The organism is Erwinia aeris, from assembly GCF_041224955.1.
In the GTDB taxonomy this organism is placed as follows: Bacteria; Pseudomonadota; Gammaproteobacteria; order Enterobacterales; family Enterobacteriaceae; genus Erwinia; species Erwinia aeris.
Map to the genome: position 1 here is coordinate 102,168 of NZ_JBGFFX010000003.1, position 15,812 is coordinate 117,979.

Below are 15,812 nucleotides of genomic sequence, written 5' to 3' on the forward strand. Positions count from 1 at the left end.
GGCGCGGTTCCTTCCGCGCCCTGTTAAAGCTCTCCCTCCGCTTCCCTGTCCAGTACCTGTTCAAACAGCCGCAGACGTTTATAAATAGACAACAGCTCAACCAGCGTGCTCCACGAATAAACCAGATACTGAAAGGCGCCGCGCACCTGTTCAAATACGTTATTGATCTGCTGGAGCAGCCCGAAGGTAATGGCGGCGGTGACAATAGAAGGGAACAGCACCACCAGGCCGAAAACGGCGTCCAGCTGCAAATAGAGCGAGCGGGCGATATTAAAATAGAGATAGTGAAAGTAGAGCCGGAAATAGTTTTTACGGATCAGCCCGAACAAATTTTGCACCGTGGGCGGACTGGCGCGTGCGGGATCGTCTTCGCCATAGACCAGTTCTTTACGGTAGCCCGCCTCCACCCGCTGATTACGAAACGACAGGCCCGGCAGCCTGATGCCGACGGCGGCCAGCAGCCCGGTGCCCAGCAGCGACCAGAGCACCACGGCAATCACCAGCGCGTAGGGCAGGTCACCCAGCAGCGGCACGTTTTTCACATGCACCGATAGCCCAATCAACACCGGCAAAAAAGCGATAAGCGTCATAACAGCGTTAATCAGGCTGACGCCCATATCCTCCAGCGTCGAGGCGAAGCGCATGGTGTCTTCCTGCACGCGCTGCGCCGCGCCTTCAATGCCGCGCAGCCGCGACCAGTGCGCCATATAATAGTTGTTCATCGCCGTGCGCCAGCGGAAAACATAGTGGCTGATAAAGAACATATTCAGCACATCCACCAGCACGGCGATCAGCGCAATGCTGAGAAAGCCGATCAGCTGCTGATAAAGCGTGGCGATCGGCACTGAATTGGGATGGGTCAGCGCGCGCTGGATCAGATCGTAAAACGGCTCATACCAGGCGTTGATAGCAACGTTCATCTGCACCGAAAACCAGGTCACAAAAATAATCAGCGCCGAACCGTTTACCGACCAATTTTGCCAGGGATGCGGACTGAACACGCGCCAGAACCCGGCGAACAGGGCGAAAGCCGCAAAATAATAAAGATAAAAAGCGAGGGCGGAAGGCGCGATAAAGCGCAAGGCGTTATTTGGCAGCGGGCCGGCATGGGCGAATGAGGTAAGAAACTGCCTGCCGCCGGCAAACCAGACGAGAATGGCGATCGCGCACCAGACGGCGGCGCTGCTGAAGAACAGCGCGGGGCGGGGGAAAAAGGATTTAAACATAGCGACTCCAGAACGGTAAGGCCACCATCTAACGCGATTACTCGTTAATGGTCTTACCGGTTTTGTATCCGCTGATGTCTGACCGCCGCCTTTGCAACAGGCGAGTGTTTCCGTTACGCCAGTCATTAACGTGAATAGCGGTCGCGAAGCGTTAATAAATTACAGGCCATTATTTTAATATTCTGCAAACATCTTATCCCGGGATTGTAGCGATCGCGGGTTGCAGCCACGCGTTCAACCCTGCATAGTCCCCCCGCCCTGGCCCGGCAAAATAAATGCTGAATGTTATTTAAACGAGGCCGATAACGATAAGGCACTTTCAGGCAGCGGAGCCTGATACAGCAAGGTTTTACAGGGAATAGCGGCGCGGGATTGCTTCAGAAAAGGCGGGCCTGCAGCGGAGGGCCGCTTATCTGCAGGCCAGGCCTTCTTCGGGGCAGCGTCCCTCAGGCGGAAAGAAAATGAACGAAAATAATGATGTGATGTACCGACTGCTGGTGCAAAGCGTGGTCGGCTACGCCATTTATATGCTGAAACCTGACGGCACCGTAGCCAACTGGAACGCGGGCGCGGAGCGGGCGAAAGGCTATCTGCCGGATGAAATTATCGGCAGAAATTTTGACTGTTTTTACAGTGCGGAAGACAGAGAAAAAGGTCTGCCGCAGCGCGGCCTGGCCATCGCCCGCGAAAAAGGACGTTTTGAAACCGAAGGCTGGCGCTACCGCAAAGACGGCAGCGCTTTCTGGGCGCATGTGGTGATTGACGCCGTGCACGACGACGACGGCGGGCTAATCGGCTTCGCCAAAATTACCCGCGACTGCACCGAACAGCAGGCTCAGCTTGCCGAACAGCGCGCCCAGGAGCAGAAATTCCGTCTGCTGGTCGAAGGCGTGGTCGATTACGCCATCTACATGCTCGATCCCGACGGCTATGTGGTGAACTGGAACGAAGGCGCAAGGCGTTCCAAAGGCTATACGGCGGAAGAAATCGTCGGCAAACACTTCTCCTGCTTTTACAGCACGCAAGACCGGCTGGCTAAGCTCCCGGAAACCAACCTGAAAACCGCCTACCGTACCGGCCGATTCGAAGAGCAGGGCTGGCGCTATCGTAAAGACGGCACCTCTTTCTGGGCGCACGTGGTCATTGACGCCGTGCACGACGACGACGGCAGGCTAATCGGCTACGCCAAAATCACCCGCGACTGCACTGAACAACAGCGCGTGCTGCAAGAACAGCGCGAAAGGGAACAGGTGTTCCGTCTGCTGGTGGAGGGCGTCACCGACTACGCCATCTATATGCTCGATCCCCAGGGCCATGTGGTGAACTGGAATGCCGGCGCGCATCGCGCCAAAGGCTATACGGCGGAGGAAATCGTCGGCGAACACTTCTCCTGCTTTTACAGCGCGCAGGATCGCTTTGCCTGCCTGCCCGACAAAAACCTGGCGATTGCGCAAAGCGTTGGGCGTTTTGAAGATCAGGGCTGGCGCTATCGCAAAGACGGCAGCGCCTTCTGGGCGCACGTGGTGATCGAAGCGATTCATACTAAAGAAGGCCGCCTGCTTGGCTTTGCCAAAATTACCCGCGACTGCACTGAACTGCGCGAGTACGAACAGCAGATCCTGCGGGCAAAAGATCTGGCAGAGCAGAACAGCAATAAGATGGCCGCGCTGTCGAAGTTTCTCGACACCATTATCGGCAATATTCCCTGCTGTGTGATAGTGGAAGACGTGGTATCGCGCGAGGTGCTGCTGCTGAACAGCAAAGCGGAGCAGCTGCTGGGCGTAAAAATGAAAGAGCTTGCCGGCAAAAGGCTGGACGATTACATGCCCTCAGAGCTGAGCGGCTATTTTTCCCAGCTGGCGACCGCCGCACAGCGCAATGAAGGCGTGCATAAAAACGAGCAGCTGTTGCGTACCCGTGGCGGCGAACGGATCATCAACGCTTCGGCCTCGATTATTAACGGCAACGACGCCCATACTAACTACGTGCTGCTGATTGCTGACGACGTTACCGATCAGCGCGCGGCTGATGCGCGCATTCATCATATGGCGCATCACGATAACCTGACCAGCCTGCCGAACCGCGTGCTGTTCAGCCAGCGGCTGAACGAGGCGCTGCGCTGCGATTTCGATAATGGTAAACAGACGGCGGCGCTCTGTCTGGATCTGGATAACTTCAAGAACGTCAACGACGCGCTGGGCCATCAGGTCGGCGACGATCTGCTGCGCGCCGTCGCCAGCCGTTTGCGCGGCGTGCTGCGTGAACAGGATACGCTGGCGCGCAACGGCGGCGATGAATTCTCTATCGTACTGCCGGGCCTGACGCATTTACAGGAAGCCGAAGCGGTGGCGCAAAGACTGATTGAGGCCATCCGTCCGACCTTCAACGTCGACGGACATAGCCTGACGGTAGGGCTGAGCATCGGCATTTCTATTGTCGCAGGCGGTCTGACTACCCCCGCCGAGCTGCTGCGCTGTGCCGATATGGCGCTGTACGAAGCCAAACGCAACGGCCGCAACCGCTTTGAGCATTTCTCCAGCGAAATGGGCGAAGCCGCCAGCAAGCGCCGCATGATTGAAACCGATCTGCGCGAGGCAATGACCCATCGCCACCTCAAGCTGTATTACCAGCCGATTACCGATAGTCTGGGCCAGGAGATCATCAGCTACGAAGCGCTGATGCGCTGGCACCATCCGAAACAGGGGCTGATTATGCCGCTGGACTTTATTCCCGTGGCGGAAGAAACCGGGCTGATCCACTCGCTGGGCGCCTTCGCGCTGTACGAAGCCTGCCGCGAGGCAGCGAAGTGGCCGGCGCATCAGAGCGTGGCGGTCAACCTTTCGCCGCTCCAGTTTAAAAACAGTTCGCTGGTGTCGGTAGTGGAAGCGGCGCTGAAGGATTCCGGGCTGGCCCCGCACCGGCTGGAAGTGGAGATCACGGAGTCGGTGCTGCTGGACAACACCCTGGTCAATATCCGCATTCTGCAAAAGCTGAAAAAGCTGGGCGTGCGCATCGCGCTGGATGACTTCGGCACCGGCTACTCGTCGCTCAGCTATCTGCGTTCTTTCCCGTTCGATAAGATCAAAATCGACAAGTCGTTTATCAACGATATGAAAGAGAGCCGCGAGGCGCTGGCCATTATCCGGGCCATTACGGGCATGAGCCGCAGCCTGGATATTCAAATCACGGCGGAAGGGGTGGAGAGCAGCGAGCAGTTCGAGCAGCTGAAAATCGAAGGCTGTACGCTGTTCCAGGGGTATTATTTTGGCCGCCCGCAGCCGTCGGAGACGCGGCTGAAGCTGTTTGGCCTGGACGAAAAGCGCGACGGCCAGGTTCACCCTTAGCGGCCCGATCCTGAACAGCGTTATGGCTACGATCGCCGCGTAGCTTATCCACCAGGGCGTCGTGCTGCGCGCTGGCCTTGCGCGCGCCTTTGGCTAAATCATTCGCGCGCAATGTGACAAGCTGGCCTTCTGCGGCTCATCCATCATAAGGCGCTGGCCTTCTGCGGCCGCGCGTTCTTCAGTAGCTCATCCCTTACAACGTCAGGCTGCATGCTGGTTCTGCTGCGGCCGCGCGTTCTTCAATAGCTCATCCCTTATAACGCTCTGCTGCGCGCTGGCCCTCTCTGGTGACGTGCCTCTCTCTTTCCGCCTGCCTGGTTGTTAATGAAATTGTGCCATTTTGTTTATTTACGCTAATTTTTTGCGCCGATTCCTGTTAAAATCCATAAATTGTTACCGGTAACATTGATTCAGATCACGCTAGCGCCCGATTTTTATAAAAAAACAGGCTAGCGGGTCTCCCATCACGAATGCTTACAGCCGAACAACCAGGCCATTTTAAAAGGCAATGTCATGTCAAAAGAAACGATCGGAAGCTCCCGCAGGGACTTTCTGCTGAGAACCATTACGCTTGCGCCCGCCGTGGCGATTGGCAGCACGGGCCTGGGCGCGTTAACCGCGCCAGCCGCAGCCGTAGCCGCGCCCGAGCCTGCAGGGCCGCAGCAGGCCCGCGATTACCAGCCCACCTGGTTTACCCCGGAAGAGTACGCTTTTATTAAGGCGGCCGTGGCGCGCCTGATCCCTGCCGACGAACGCGGCCCCGGCGCGCTGGAAGCGGGCGTGCCGGAGTATATCGATCGTCAGATGAACACGCCTTACGCGACCGGTTCCAACTGGTATATGCAGGGGCCTTTCCATCCCGATGCCGACAAAGAGCTGGGCTATCAGTACCCGCTGATCCCGCGCGATATTTACCGCCTGGGCCTGGCGGACGCGGATGCTTTCTCCAAAGCGCAGCACGGCAAAGCGTTCGCCGACCTGAGCCACGACCAGCAGGACGCATTGCTACAGGCCTTTGAAGCCGGCAAAGCCGAATTCAAACAGGTTCCGGCTAAGGTTTTCTTCTCTTTCCTGTTACAGAACACGCGCGAAGGCTTCTTCAGCGATCCTGTGCATGGCGGCAATCAGAATATGGTCGGCTGGAAGCTGATCGGCTTTCCGGGCGCGCGCGCTGATTTTATGGACTGGGTTGAACGGGGCGAGCGCTATCCGTTCCCGCCGGTGTCGATTCGTGGGGAAAGAGCATAAGCATGGCAAACGTAATGAAAAAAGTAGATGCGGTGATCGTAGGCTTCGGCTGGGCGGGATCGATCATGGCGAAAGAGCTGACCGAAGCGGGCCTGAACGTGGTTGCGCTGGAGCGTGGCCCGCATCGCGACACCTATCCTGACGGCGCGTATCCGCAGGTTATTGATGAGCTGACCTATAACATCCGTAAAAAGCTGTTCCAGGATCTCTCCAAAAGCACCGTGACCATCCGCCATAACTCGGCGCAGACCGCGCAGCCCTATCGCCAGCTTGCCGCGTTTTTACCCGGCACCGGCACCGGCGGCGCGGGCCTGCACTGGTCAGGCGTGCATTTCCGCGTCGATCCGATCGAGCTGCGGATGCGCAGCCACTATGAAGAGCGCTACGGCAAAAAGTTTATTCCTGAGGGCATGACCATTCAGGATTTCGGCGTCACCTATGACGAGCTGGAGCCGTTTTTTGATAAGGCCGAAAAAGTGTTTGGCACCTCCGGCTCGGAATGGCGCGTTAAGGGCAAAGTCGTCGGCCAGCAGGGACGCGGCAACCCGTTCGCGCCGGATCGCTCCGACAAGTTCCCGCTGCCCGCGCAGAAGCGAACCTTCTCCGCGCAGCTGTTCGCGCAGGCCGCTGAATCCGTTGGCTATCATCCTTACGATCTGCCTTCCGCCAATACTTCCGGCCCGTACACCAACACCTACGGCGCGCAGATGGGGCCGTGCAACTTCTGCGGCTATTGCAGCGGCTACGCCTGCTATATGTATTCCAAAGCGTCGCCGAACGTTAACGTGCTGCCTGCGCTACGTCAGGAAGCGAAGTTTGAGCTGCGCGAAAACGCCAACGTGCTGCGCGTCAACCTGACCGACGACAAAAAGCGCGCTACCGGCGTGACCTATGTCGATGCGCTTGGCCGCCAGATCGAGCAGCCCGCCGACCTGGTGATCCTGTCCGCCTTCCAGTTCCATAACGTGCACCTGATGCTGCTGTCCGGCATCGGCAAGCCTTACGATCCGGTCACTAACGAAGGCACCGTAGGCCGTAACTTTGCCTATCAGAATATTTCCACCATCAAGGCCTTCTTTGATAAAGACGTCTTTACCAACAACTTTATCGGCGCGGGCGGCGCGGGCGTGGGCGTGGACGACTTCAACGCGGATAACTTCGACCACGGCAAATATGGCTTTGTCGGCGGCTCGCCGTTCTGGGTTAACCAGGCGGGCGTGAAGCCGATCTCCGGCCTGCCGACGCCGCCGGGCACGCCAGGCTGGGGCAGCAAGTGGAAAGCGGCGGTCGCCGATCACTATACGCATCATGTCTCGATGGACGCGCACGGCGCGCACCAGTCCTATCGCAACAACTATCTGGATCTGGATCCGAACTACAAGGATGCCTTCGGCCAGCCGCTGCTGCGTATGACCTTCGACTGGCAGGAAAACGACATCAAAATGTCGCAGTTTATGCATGGCCGGATGCACAAAATCGCCGAAGCGATGAACCCGAAACTGATCAGCGGCGCGCCGAAAATGCCGGGCACGCATTTCGACACCACCGTGTATCAGACCACGCATATGAACGGCGGCGCGATCATGGGCGAAGATCCGAAAACCAGCGCGGTTAACCGCTATCTGCAAAGCTGGGATGTGCCGAACGTGTTTGTTCCGGGCGCGTCCGCCTTCCCGCAGGGTCTGGGCTACAACCCGACCGGCATGGTGGCGGCGTTGACCTACTGGTCAGCGAAAGCGATTCGTGAACAGTACCTTCCAAGTCCAGGTCCGTTGGTGCAGGCGTAAGGATGACCATGATGAAAATGCTGATCCCGGCTCTGATGCTGGGTATGACCACCTTTGTTGCGGCGGCGGAGGATAACGGCGCCGATCTGATCAAGCGCGGCGAGTATCTGGCGCGCGCGGGTGACTGCGTGGCCTGCCATACCAAAATGGGTGGCGAATCTTTTGCCGGCGGGCTGGCGATGGCGACGCCCATCGGCAAGATTTACTCCACCAACATCACGCCCGATAAGAAAACCGGCATTGGCGATTACAGCTATGACGACTTTCAGAAAGCGGTACGCCACGGCGTAGCGAAGAACGGCGACACGCTCTATCCGGCGATGCCTTATCCTTCCTATGCCGTGGTTAACGATGAGGATATGCACGCGCTTTACGCCTACTTTATGCATGGCGTGAAGCCGGTTGAGGCCGAAAACAGGAAAAGCGACATTCCTTGGCCGCTGTCGATGCGCTGGCCGCTGTCGATCTGGCGCGGGCTGTTTGCACCGGACGTAAAAGCTTTCCAGGCGATTAAAGGGCAGGATGCGGTGCTGGCTCGCGGTCAGTATCTGGTGGAAGGCCTGGGCCACTGCGGCGCCTGTCATACCCCGCGTAGCCTGACCATGCAGGAAAAAGCGTTGAACGACGGCGAAGGCAGCGACTACCTTTCCGGCAGCAGCTCGCCGATTGACGGCTTTACCGCCAACAACCTGCGCGGCGACAGCCGTGACGGACTGGGCCGCTGGAGTGAAGACGATCTGACGCAGTTCCTGCGCTATGGCCGCAACGATCGTACCGCGGCCTTTGGCGGCATGACCGAAGTGGTGCAGCACAGTTTACAGCATTTAAGCGACGAAGATATCACCGCCATTGCGCGCTATCTGAAATCCCTGGGCGCGAAAGACTTAAATCAGGTCGGCTTTACGCCGGATGACAAGGTAGCGAAGGCGCTGTGGAAGGGCGACGACAGCAAACCGGGCGCGTCGGTGTACGTCGACAGCTGCGCGGCCTGCCATAAAACGGACGGCAGCGGCTATAAGCGCTTCTTCCCGCAGCTGAGCGGCAATCCTGTGGTGCTGGCGGAAGATCCAACCTCGCTTATCCATATCGTTATCAGCGGCGCGACGCTACCGGGCGTGAAGGGTGCCCCTTCTGCCATCGCCATGCCGGCTTTCGGCTGGCGGCTGAACGACCAGCAGGTCGCCGACGTGGTGAACTTTATCCGCACCAGCTGGGGCAATACGGCCAAAGAGCAGGTTAGCGCCAGCGACGTGGCGAAAGTGCGTAAAAACGACGCTGAACAGCAGGGCAGCGTGGATATTGAGAAGCTGACTGAAGTGAAATAAGCGACTTTGACCGGTAAAAAAGCGGCCAGTAAATGGCCGCTTCAGATTGTAGACGGCGTGCCCGATCCGGGGACAGATTGCTTCCACAAAGATGCAGAAAACGGCATTGATGTCCGCTCATTACCAAGAGTTACGCCGGAACCGCCAAAATTTTGTTACCCGGCACCCTTTTCCAGCCCGGCCAGATTGCGCTGTAAAAGTTGAAACACCCAGTAAATAAGGTACGCCAGTCAGGCGTGTACCTTAATGGTTGGGAGCAGATTTTGATTGTTAATCAAGCTCGTCATCAGACGTGTATGTTCCTTCGAAAGGATCTGTCCATTTATAATCATTATAAAATAAAGTTACTACATCACCAGTGTCCCATCGTAGTGTTCCTCCTCCACTGGAGAATATTTTCCATTTACCACGGGTGTTGTTGCTAAATTCAATAGTCCCTTTAGCATAACAGGGTGAATAACGATCATGTACATTAAAACTTAAAGGCACCGGATACGCCTCAGAAAAAAAATCCGTCACGTCTCGCTCTGTTATTTTAAATGCCAGGCAGCCATTTTTGACATTTCCTGATTCATCTTCGGTTTTTCCCGTTTCATCAATTTTAATGCCTGTGATTTTTCGGGTCGCCATATGTCCTGCAAAAGCTATATTTATAGTAAAAAACACACACAGCATGACGAAAATTTTTTTTACCATTGTGCTGTACCCGCTTCTGTCTTAACTTTATATGATACTTCAGGATGTCTGAAAATTTCAGTCATCGATACTTTTAATGTGTCAGAAAGTTCAGCTACAAGCCATTTCAATGAACTGTTTTGGGCATCATTGATCTTTTCATAAATAGCATCCTGGTCTTCACCTGAAACAGGTTTTCCAACTATTTCTATGCCCAGAGAATCAAAGTTAGCAGGGTATCTTTCTGGATATGGCTTTTTCTGTTCTAAACGAGAGAGCTGCTTATATTTATTCAGTAATGGCTTTATTTTGGAAATTTCCGAAGGTTTGCATTTCTTTTCCATGTAGCATCTGGATCTTATATTGCCGACATGATAAGTAATTTTAAAGACTGAAGCTGTCTGGTAAATAGTACCGTCTTTATCTATCAGAAAATGTGCACCATTTGCACCTGTGTTTTTATAACTGTTAAAAGAGCTTTCTGCTGTCGATCCTCCGGTCTGATGTACGATAATCCCATTTACTTTGTCCAGTTTGCCACGCTCTATCGTGCTGAAACGTCTGACGATAATACGTTCCGCATCCACTAACCCATTTTTATTAACGAATAGCATAGTTATATTCCCTTATATTACTTATAGTTAAATATCCGTATTAGCTTTAATATCATATCCCATAGAAACCGTACCCGCTATATTTCTCCCCGCATTTCGCAAAACGTAATCCATCTTTATCCTGGAGAACGCGAGGCTGACCGCTTCACGCGGGACGCGCATGGTATTGAGATACACAGGATTTACGCCGGTGATGATAATATCCTGAAGCGTAATGTGCATATACTCCAGCGGAGAGCCGCCAGCTTTTCTGACAGTCAAAACGGCTTCAGGTATACGTTTTCCAGTAAGACAATAATGAAGTAAGTTGGTGCTGGTCTTATCGATATAATGTTCAAAATACAAGTCGTCAACGGTACACTTCCCGGCGCCGCCACCCCATCCCAGGTGCATATTTGATGCCTGTCTGACAGACCATTCCCAACTCAGGATTTCTGTTTCACCTTTATGTGTAGAATCCTGAGACTCGCCTTCAATTCCATTAAATTTTATGAAAATATCCTGAGCCATAATTCTTCCTTGTATAAATAAAATGATTACTGCTTTTCTTTGCCTCGTATAAACTTCCAATAAAGGTTGATCACGTAACTGAAAACATCTCTGTCAGACCGCTGGTTGGATATTTCACGCCATCGTGCCTGAAGAACATCTGCAATCGCTCTGGCTTCCGGGACTGAACTTGCCAGCTGGTTCAACTTTGGAACGCTTGGCTTGTCTCCCTGGCGCACTGCTGCCGGGGCATGGTCAAAGCCGGGCCACTGGCGGTTTACACAAGGCCGGTTCCCCGTTATAAAACCGCTGCTACTCAGCTAAATCAACACTTATTTTATTACCCCTGCAAAGGTCAATCTTGCTCGCAACGTCACTACACCAGGGTCAAAAAAATGACGCTGATAATGCCGCTCCGCAAGCTGAATACGTATATAACAACCAATACGACAACACAGGCGTTATTTTGATATACCGGTTGGGCCGCACATTTACACACAGAAGTTTCTGCGAGACCCGCAATTGAAACGCAATATCCGTCGCTTTTGAGACCAGATGGAATCTTATCGTCAGCTACATGCCATAGTCGCCAGGAAGAGGTTACCAGAAAAATGATGTTGAAACGGACGCAGATAATTAGCGCGGGCGAGCGCTTGTTTATTACCGCTCCTGTCGCAACTACTGGAACGACCTGAGGCAAAGAGTAACGGCAAAGGCATGAAAGCGTTGGCCCGGATAGCGTCGGTAGCAGGGCAACATATTTTTATACCTTTCAGATGAAGCGGCCAGCAAACTGGCCGTTTTTTTGCCGTGTCGAAAGCGTCTGGTTTAAACCGACGAGCCTTCCTGCCAGAGCCGGACAGAAGAACGTTCTGCTTTTCCTGGCATGCGTTTTTATTCAGTAACATGTAATTAAGCGCCAGATCTCAGTCGCCTGCTACACTTTCTTCGAGCTTGTTCTTCAGCACATACCTCAAACGAAGGAGATGTTATGCAACTTTCGCCTTATTTATACTTTTCGGGAAACTGTGAAGAGGCTATCGCTTTTTATCAGCAGGCCACGGGAGCCGAACTGACGGTTAAAATGACCTGGGGTGACGTGCCTGCGGAGAAAAAACAGCAGCCGCAGAAACAGAACAGCCCAAGCGCGGAACAGCCAGCGGATGATAAAATCATGCACGCGCTGCTGCATATCGGCGACGGCGAGCTGCAAATGAGCGACAGCGCGGAAGCGGTAAGCTATAACGGTTTTGCCGTCAGCCTGTCGAGCAACGATCCTGCCGAAGGCAAACGCTGGTTCGATAATCTTTCCGCTGGCGGTAAGGTCACGCTGGAATGGGAAGAAACCTTCTGGGCGGCCGGTTTCGGTACGCTGATCGATAAGTTCGGCGTGCCGTGGCGCATCAACGTAAATAAACCCGCTACTGACTGATTTTCAGCCGATCCAGCGTGGCAAGCAGCGCGTCGACCTTCGGCAGCAGCTGCTTTCTGCGCGGCCAGACGATAAATAGCGGCAGACCTTCTACCGCCAGCTCTGGCAGGATCGGTACCAGCGCGCCGCTGGCCAACTCTTTTTCCAGCAGCCAGGTCGCCATTTGCGCCACGCCGAGTCCGGCTACTACGGCGGCGACCTGGGCTTCGCCATCCCCTAACGCCATCCGATAAGGCAGGGTTCGGGTTATCGTTCGTCCATCCGGCGAACGGATATGCCACGGACTGGTGCTGCCATCTACCCGATCGTAAACAATGGCTCGCCTTTCGGTCAGCGCCTGCAAAGAGTCGGGCACGCCGTGCTGCGCCAGATAGTCCGGCGAAGCGCAGAAGATCAGCCTTTCATTACCCAAAAAGCGGCAGCCCAGCGAGGGCGGAAAATCTGTCGAGCCGCCAATACGTATCGCGATATCCACGCCTTCCTCAAACAGATCGACAAAGCGATCGGAGAAAGAGAGGGCAATCTGCATCTCCGGGTTCTGCTGGCAAAATTCGTTGATAAGCGGCATCACCCGCATCCGGCCAAAGGTGTTGGGCACGGCAATCCGCAGCCGTCCGACCGGAATGGCGCGCTGGGCGGCCAGTACGGATTCCGCTTCCGCCAGCTCGCTCAGCACACGCGTACAGGTTTCATAAAAGGCCTGACCGGCATCCGTCAGCGCCAGTCGTCGCGTGGTGCGTTCAAACAGCCGCGAGCCGAGCCGGGCTTCCAGCCTTGCCACGCTTTTGCTGATGGCTGAACTGGTCAGATGCAACGAATCGGCGGCGGCGGTAAAACTGCCGTGTTCCACGCTGGCGACAAAGGGGGTGATATCTTTAAGGCGATCCCGACCGATCATTATTCATGACTCATATTCTCAAATAATATGAATTTATACCTCTAATAGGATTTTAATTCTCTATTAAGCTTAATGAATTAGCAATCAGGAGGAAAATTTATGCAACAACGCGCACTTATTGTCGGCGTCAGCGGCGTTATCGGTACCGCACTGGCAGAGCAGCTGACCGGCGACGGTTGGGAAGTTTATGGCCTTTCACGCGGCCGCACGGCGGTGCCGGCGGGCTGCACGGCATTGACCGCCGACCTTACCGATGCTGAATCCGTTAAGAAAGCGCTGGCTGACCTGAAGGTTGATAAGGTCTTCTTCAGCGTCTGGTCGCGTCAGGCCAATGAAAAAGAGAATATCCGCGTAAACGGCGCGATGGTGCGTAACGTGATCGACGCGCTGGGCGACGGCCTGAAAGGCGGCCACGTGGCGCTGGTCACCGGCCTTAAACACTATCTGGGGCCGTTTGACGCCTATGGCAAAGGCGCGGTGCCAATGACGCCGTTCCGCGAAGAGCAGGGCCGCCAGCCTGTCGATAACTTCTATTACGCGCAGGAAGATGAAGTCTTTGCGGGCGCGAAGAAGTATGGCTTCACCTGGAGCGTGCACCGTCCGCATACCATTATCGGCTTTGCGCTGGGCAACGCGATGAACATGGGCCAGACGCTGGCCGTTTATGCCAGCCTCTGCAAGCAGACCGGCCAGCCGTTTATCTTCCCCGGCTCGAAAGCGCAGTGGGAAGGCGTGACCGATATGACCAGCGCAAGCGTGCTGGCGCAGCAGCTGGAATGGGCCGCGACCACGCCGTCGGCGCAGAATGAAGATTACAACGTGGTCAACGGCGACGTGTTCCGCTGGAAATGGATGTGGGGCCAGATCGCCGACTATTTTGGCGTGGAAGCCGCGCCTTACCCGGACGAGATGCAGCCGCTGGAAGGGCGGATGGATGCGGCGGCAGAGCAGTGGAAAGCCATCGCGCAGCAGTTCGACCTCAAGGAAGCGGATATCAACCGGCTGGTTTCCTGGTGGCATACCGACGCCGATCTGGGCCGCCCGATGGAGGTCTTTACCGACGTCAGCAAAAGCCGCAAGGCGGGCTTTACCGGTTATCAGCCCACGCGCGATGCGTTTTTCGCGCTGTTTGACAGGTTGAAGGCGGAAAAACTTATCCCGGCCTGATGCTACAGGCGCCGCGCGTGACGGCCATTACGCGCGGCGCGCTGCTTCAGGCTGCACATATTCCTGACGCAGCATGCCATAGAGCGCGCAGTCCCAGCGCGCTTCTCCTACCGCCACGCCCTGCCGCTGTACGCCTTCCCGCACAAAACCCAGCTTCTCGTAGGTACGTATCGCCGCCTGATTAAAGGTGTAGACGCGTAGCTCAATACGCTCGATGCCTTCCTGCTGAAAAGCCGTCGCAATCAGTTGGCGCAGCATGTGCTCCGCCAGATTTTGTCCCCGCATCGCTGGATTGACCACCACGCGACAGAGGCAGGCCAGATGGTTGTTCCAGTCAAAGCCTGTCTGCGCCACGGCAGCCAGTTCGCCCGCCTGTTTTCCGGCAAAAGTAAGCAGCCTGGCAGGCTGCTGGCTGGCGGAATCCAGCAGCGTGGCGAGAAACGACTCTTCCAGCGGCCAGGCGACGCCCGGCCCGGCCCACTGCGTAACGTCGGCCTGCGACGTAAACCAACTGCTTAAGGCAAGCCGATCTTGCTCGGCGAAAAAGGCAATCTGCATAGGGTGCTCGCTCAGGCTAAAAAAGGTGAGTGGCGAAAATCCGCGAAGGGTTCAACTTTCTTTGTTCCGCAGGTCTGGCGGCGCTATCCGGCCTCATTCTGCAACAATTGTTTCCTGGTGGAAACAATAGCCGAAAGAGGCGCCTGACTGTTGCGAAAAAAGCCGCCTGCGTTAGGATGAAGTTATCCGGGCAGGCCAAAAAGGCGCTGACCCCCACATGACTCTTATACTGGCAGGGGCAATCATGAGCAATAAAACCATTCACTGGAACGGCGGCTTGCAGCCGGAAGCGGTAAATATCCTGTCTGCCGACGGCGGCATGATCGTCTGCCCGACCAAAGTGGGCTACATCATCATGACTTCCGATGCGAAAGGCCTGGAGCGCAAGTTCGACGCCAAGCAGCGCAACCGCAATAAGCCGGGCGTGGTGCTGTGTGGCTCGCTGGAGCAGCTGAAAGAGCTGGCGCAGCTGAACCCGGAAATTGAATCGCTGTATCAGCAGCACTGGGACAAAGACGTGCTGCTGGGCTGCATCCTGCCGTGGAAAGAAGAGGCGGTGGCGCGTATCCCGGAAGACGGTTCAAAAGATCTGATGATGGATCGCCGTCAGACCAGCTGCTTCGTGATTAAATTCGGCGTGCCCGGCGAGAAACTGGCGAAAGAGCTGTGGGAAAACCACGGTAAATTCTCCTTCGCCAGCTCGGCTAACCCATCAGGCAAAGGCAACCGTGGCCTGGTCGAAGGCATCGGCGAGCGTATCGAATCCCAGGCGGATCTGATTATCGAAGCCAACGACTATGTGAAGTCTATCCAGCCTAACGAATCGGAGAAAACCCGCTACGAGCAGGGCGTGATGGTGGCGATGGTGGATGAAAACGGCAAGCTGGTGCCGGAGCAGAAGGGTGAGCGCAACATTACGCCTTGTCCGGTGCTGATCCGTAAAGGGCTGGACGTGGATAAAATCATGTCGATGCTGTCAGACACCTTTACCACCTGGGATTACCGCCACGGCAACTACTACTGATTATGCAGGGCGGAGCTTCGGTTCC

At 55.4% G+C, this 15,812-nt stretch carries 13 protein-coding genes; 7 read left to right on the forward strand and 6 right to left on the reverse strand.

The window, feature by feature from the left end; all coding sequences use genetic code 11:
* Positions 1-23: 23 nt before the first annotated feature.
* The gene (sbmA, locus tag AB6T85_RS06625) at positions 24-1,226 is read right to left on the reverse strand and encodes a peptide antibiotic transporter SbmA (protein ID WP_253456047.1); all 1,203 of its coding nucleotides are present in this window, start codon (positions 1,224-1,226) and stop codon (positions 24-26) included.
* Between the two features lie 461 nt (positions 1,227-1,687).
* On the opposite strand from sbmA, the gene AB6T85_RS06630 reads away from it, so the two are divergent.
* The 4 genes from AB6T85_RS06630 (at position 1,688) to AB6T85_RS06645 (ending at position 8,930) form a co-directional block, all read left to right on the forward strand.
* Positions 1,688-4,570 carry an EAL domain-containing protein gene (locus tag AB6T85_RS06630; protein ID WP_301252137.1) on the forward strand — a complete coding sequence of 961 codons (2,883 nt, stop codon included), beginning with the start codon at positions 1,688-1,690 and terminating at the stop codon, positions 4,568-4,570.
* Positions 4,571-5,083: 513 nt separating this feature from the next.
* A complete protein-coding gene (locus tag AB6T85_RS06635; RefSeq protein ID WP_301730335.1) occupies positions 5,084-5,818 on the forward strand; it encodes a gluconate 2-dehydrogenase subunit 3 family protein in 735 nt (244 codons plus the stop codon).
* 2 nt (positions 5,819-5,820) lie between these two features.
* The gene (locus AB6T85_RS06640; protein WP_253456038.1) at positions 5,821-7,605 is read left to right on the forward strand and encodes a GMC family oxidoreductase; all 1,785 of its coding nucleotides are present in this window, start codon (positions 5,821-5,823) and stop codon (positions 7,603-7,605) included.
* Positions 7,606-7,616: 11 nt separating this feature from the next.
* The gene (locus AB6T85_RS06645; protein ID WP_369895289.1) at positions 7,617-8,930 is read left to right on the forward strand and encodes a c-type cytochrome; all 1,314 of its coding nucleotides are present in this window, start codon (positions 7,617-7,619) and stop codon (positions 8,928-8,930) included.
* A gap of 270 nt (positions 8,931-9,200) precedes the next feature.
* Here the strand turns inward: AB6T85_RS06645 and AB6T85_RS06650 are convergent, their stop codons facing one another.
* From AB6T85_RS06650 to AB6T85_RS06660, 3 genes are read right to left on the reverse strand one after another with little or no spacing between them, the layout of a single operon-like run.
* Entirely contained in the window at positions 9,201-9,626 is a 426-nt protein-coding gene (locus tag AB6T85_RS06650; protein WP_301252139.1) for a hypothetical protein, read from the reverse strand.
* Entirely contained in the window at positions 9,620-10,219 is a 600-nt protein-coding gene (locus tag AB6T85_RS06655; RefSeq protein ID WP_253456032.1) for a peptidoglycan recognition protein family protein, read from the reverse strand. Before AB6T85_RS06655 ends, AB6T85_RS06650 begins: the two co-directional genes overlap by 7 nt.
* Before the next feature lie 27 nt (positions 10,220-10,246).
* On the reverse strand, positions 10,247-10,729 hold the full coding sequence (locus AB6T85_RS06660; RefSeq protein WP_253456029.1) for an Hcp family type VI secretion system effector: 483 nt from the start codon (positions 10,727-10,729) through the stop codon (positions 10,247-10,249).
* A 970-nt stretch (positions 10,730-11,699) separates the two neighbouring features.
* Here AB6T85_RS06660 and yjdN point away from each other — a divergent pair.
* A complete protein-coding gene (gene yjdN / locus AB6T85_RS06665) occupies positions 11,700-12,140 on the forward strand; it encodes a VOC family metalloprotein YjdN (protein WP_125290238.1) in 441 nt (146 codons plus the stop codon).
* On the opposite strand, the gene AB6T85_RS06670 is transcribed toward yjdN, so the two are convergent.
* On the reverse strand, positions 12,130-13,038 hold the full coding sequence (locus tag AB6T85_RS06670; RefSeq protein WP_301289639.1) for a LysR family transcriptional regulator: 909 nt from the start codon (positions 13,036-13,038) through the stop codon (positions 12,130-12,132). The genes yjdN and AB6T85_RS06670 overlap by 11 nt on opposite strands.
* Positions 13,039-13,137: 99 nt before the next feature.
* On the opposite strand from AB6T85_RS06670, the gene AB6T85_RS06675 reads away from it, so the two are divergent.
* On the forward strand, positions 13,138-14,205 hold the full coding sequence (locus AB6T85_RS06675; protein WP_253456026.1) for an SDR family oxidoreductase: 1,068 nt from the start codon (positions 13,138-13,140) through the stop codon (positions 14,203-14,205).
* Between the two features lie 27 nt (positions 14,206-14,232).
* Here the strand turns inward: AB6T85_RS06675 and AB6T85_RS06680 are convergent, their stop codons facing one another.
* A complete protein-coding gene (locus AB6T85_RS06680) occupies positions 14,233-14,763 on the reverse strand; it encodes a GNAT family N-acetyltransferase (RefSeq protein ID WP_369895093.1) in 531 nt (176 codons plus the stop codon).
* 244 nt (positions 14,764-15,007) lie between these two features.
* On the opposite strand from AB6T85_RS06680, the gene AB6T85_RS06685 reads away from it, so the two are divergent.
* Positions 15,008-15,787, forward strand: a complete 780-nt coding sequence (locus AB6T85_RS06685) for an L-threonylcarbamoyladenylate synthase (protein ID WP_125290242.1) — start codon at positions 15,008-15,010, stop codon at positions 15,785-15,787.
* Positions 15,788-15,812: the final 25 nt, after the last annotated feature.

Coding starts and splice junctions, on each gene's coding strand:
- AB6T85_RS06675 (WP_253456026.1), top strand. CDS start 13,138: ATGCAACAACGCGCACTTATTGTCGGCGTCAGCGGCGTTATCGGTACC.
- AB6T85_RS06640 (WP_253456038.1), top strand. CDS start 5,821: ATGGCAAACGTAATGAAAAAAGTAGATGCGGTGATCGTAGGCTTCGGC.
- sbmA (WP_253456047.1), bottom strand. CDS start 1,226: ATGTTTAAATCCTTTTTCCCCCGCCCCGCGCTGTTCTTCAGCAGCGCC.
- AB6T85_RS06670 (WP_301289639.1), bottom strand. CDS start 13,038: ATGATCGGTCGGGATCGCCTTAAAGATATCACCCCCTTTGTCGCCAGC.
- AB6T85_RS06630 (WP_301252137.1), top strand. CDS start 1,688: ATGAACGAAAATAATGATGTGATGTACCGACTGCTGGTGCAAAGCGTG.
- AB6T85_RS06655 (WP_253456032.1), bottom strand. CDS start 10,219: ATGCTATTCGTTAATAAAAATGGGTTAGTGGATGCGGAACGTATTATC.
- AB6T85_RS06645 (WP_369895289.1), top strand. CDS start 7,617: ATGAAAATGCTGATCCCGGCTCTGATGCTGGGTATGACCACCTTTGTT.
- AB6T85_RS06685 (WP_125290242.1), top strand. CDS start 15,008: ATGAGCAATAAAACCATTCACTGGAACGGCGGCTTGCAGCCGGAAGCG.
- AB6T85_RS06680 (WP_369895093.1), bottom strand. CDS start 14,763: ATGCAGATTGCCTTTTTCGCCGAGCAAGATCGGCTTGCCTTAAGCAGT.
- AB6T85_RS06650 (WP_301252139.1), bottom strand. CDS start 9,626: ATGGTAAAAAAAATTTTCGTCATGCTGTGTGTGTTTTTTACTATAAAT.
- yjdN (WP_125290238.1), top strand. CDS start 11,700: ATGCAACTTTCGCCTTATTTATACTTTTCGGGAAACTGTGAAGAGGCT.
- AB6T85_RS06660 (WP_253456029.1), bottom strand. CDS start 10,729: ATGGCTCAGGATATTTTCATAAAATTTAATGGAATTGAAGGCGAGTCT.
- AB6T85_RS06635 (WP_301730335.1), top strand. CDS start 5,084: ATGTCAAAAGAAACGATCGGAAGCTCCCGCAGGGACTTTCTGCTGAGA.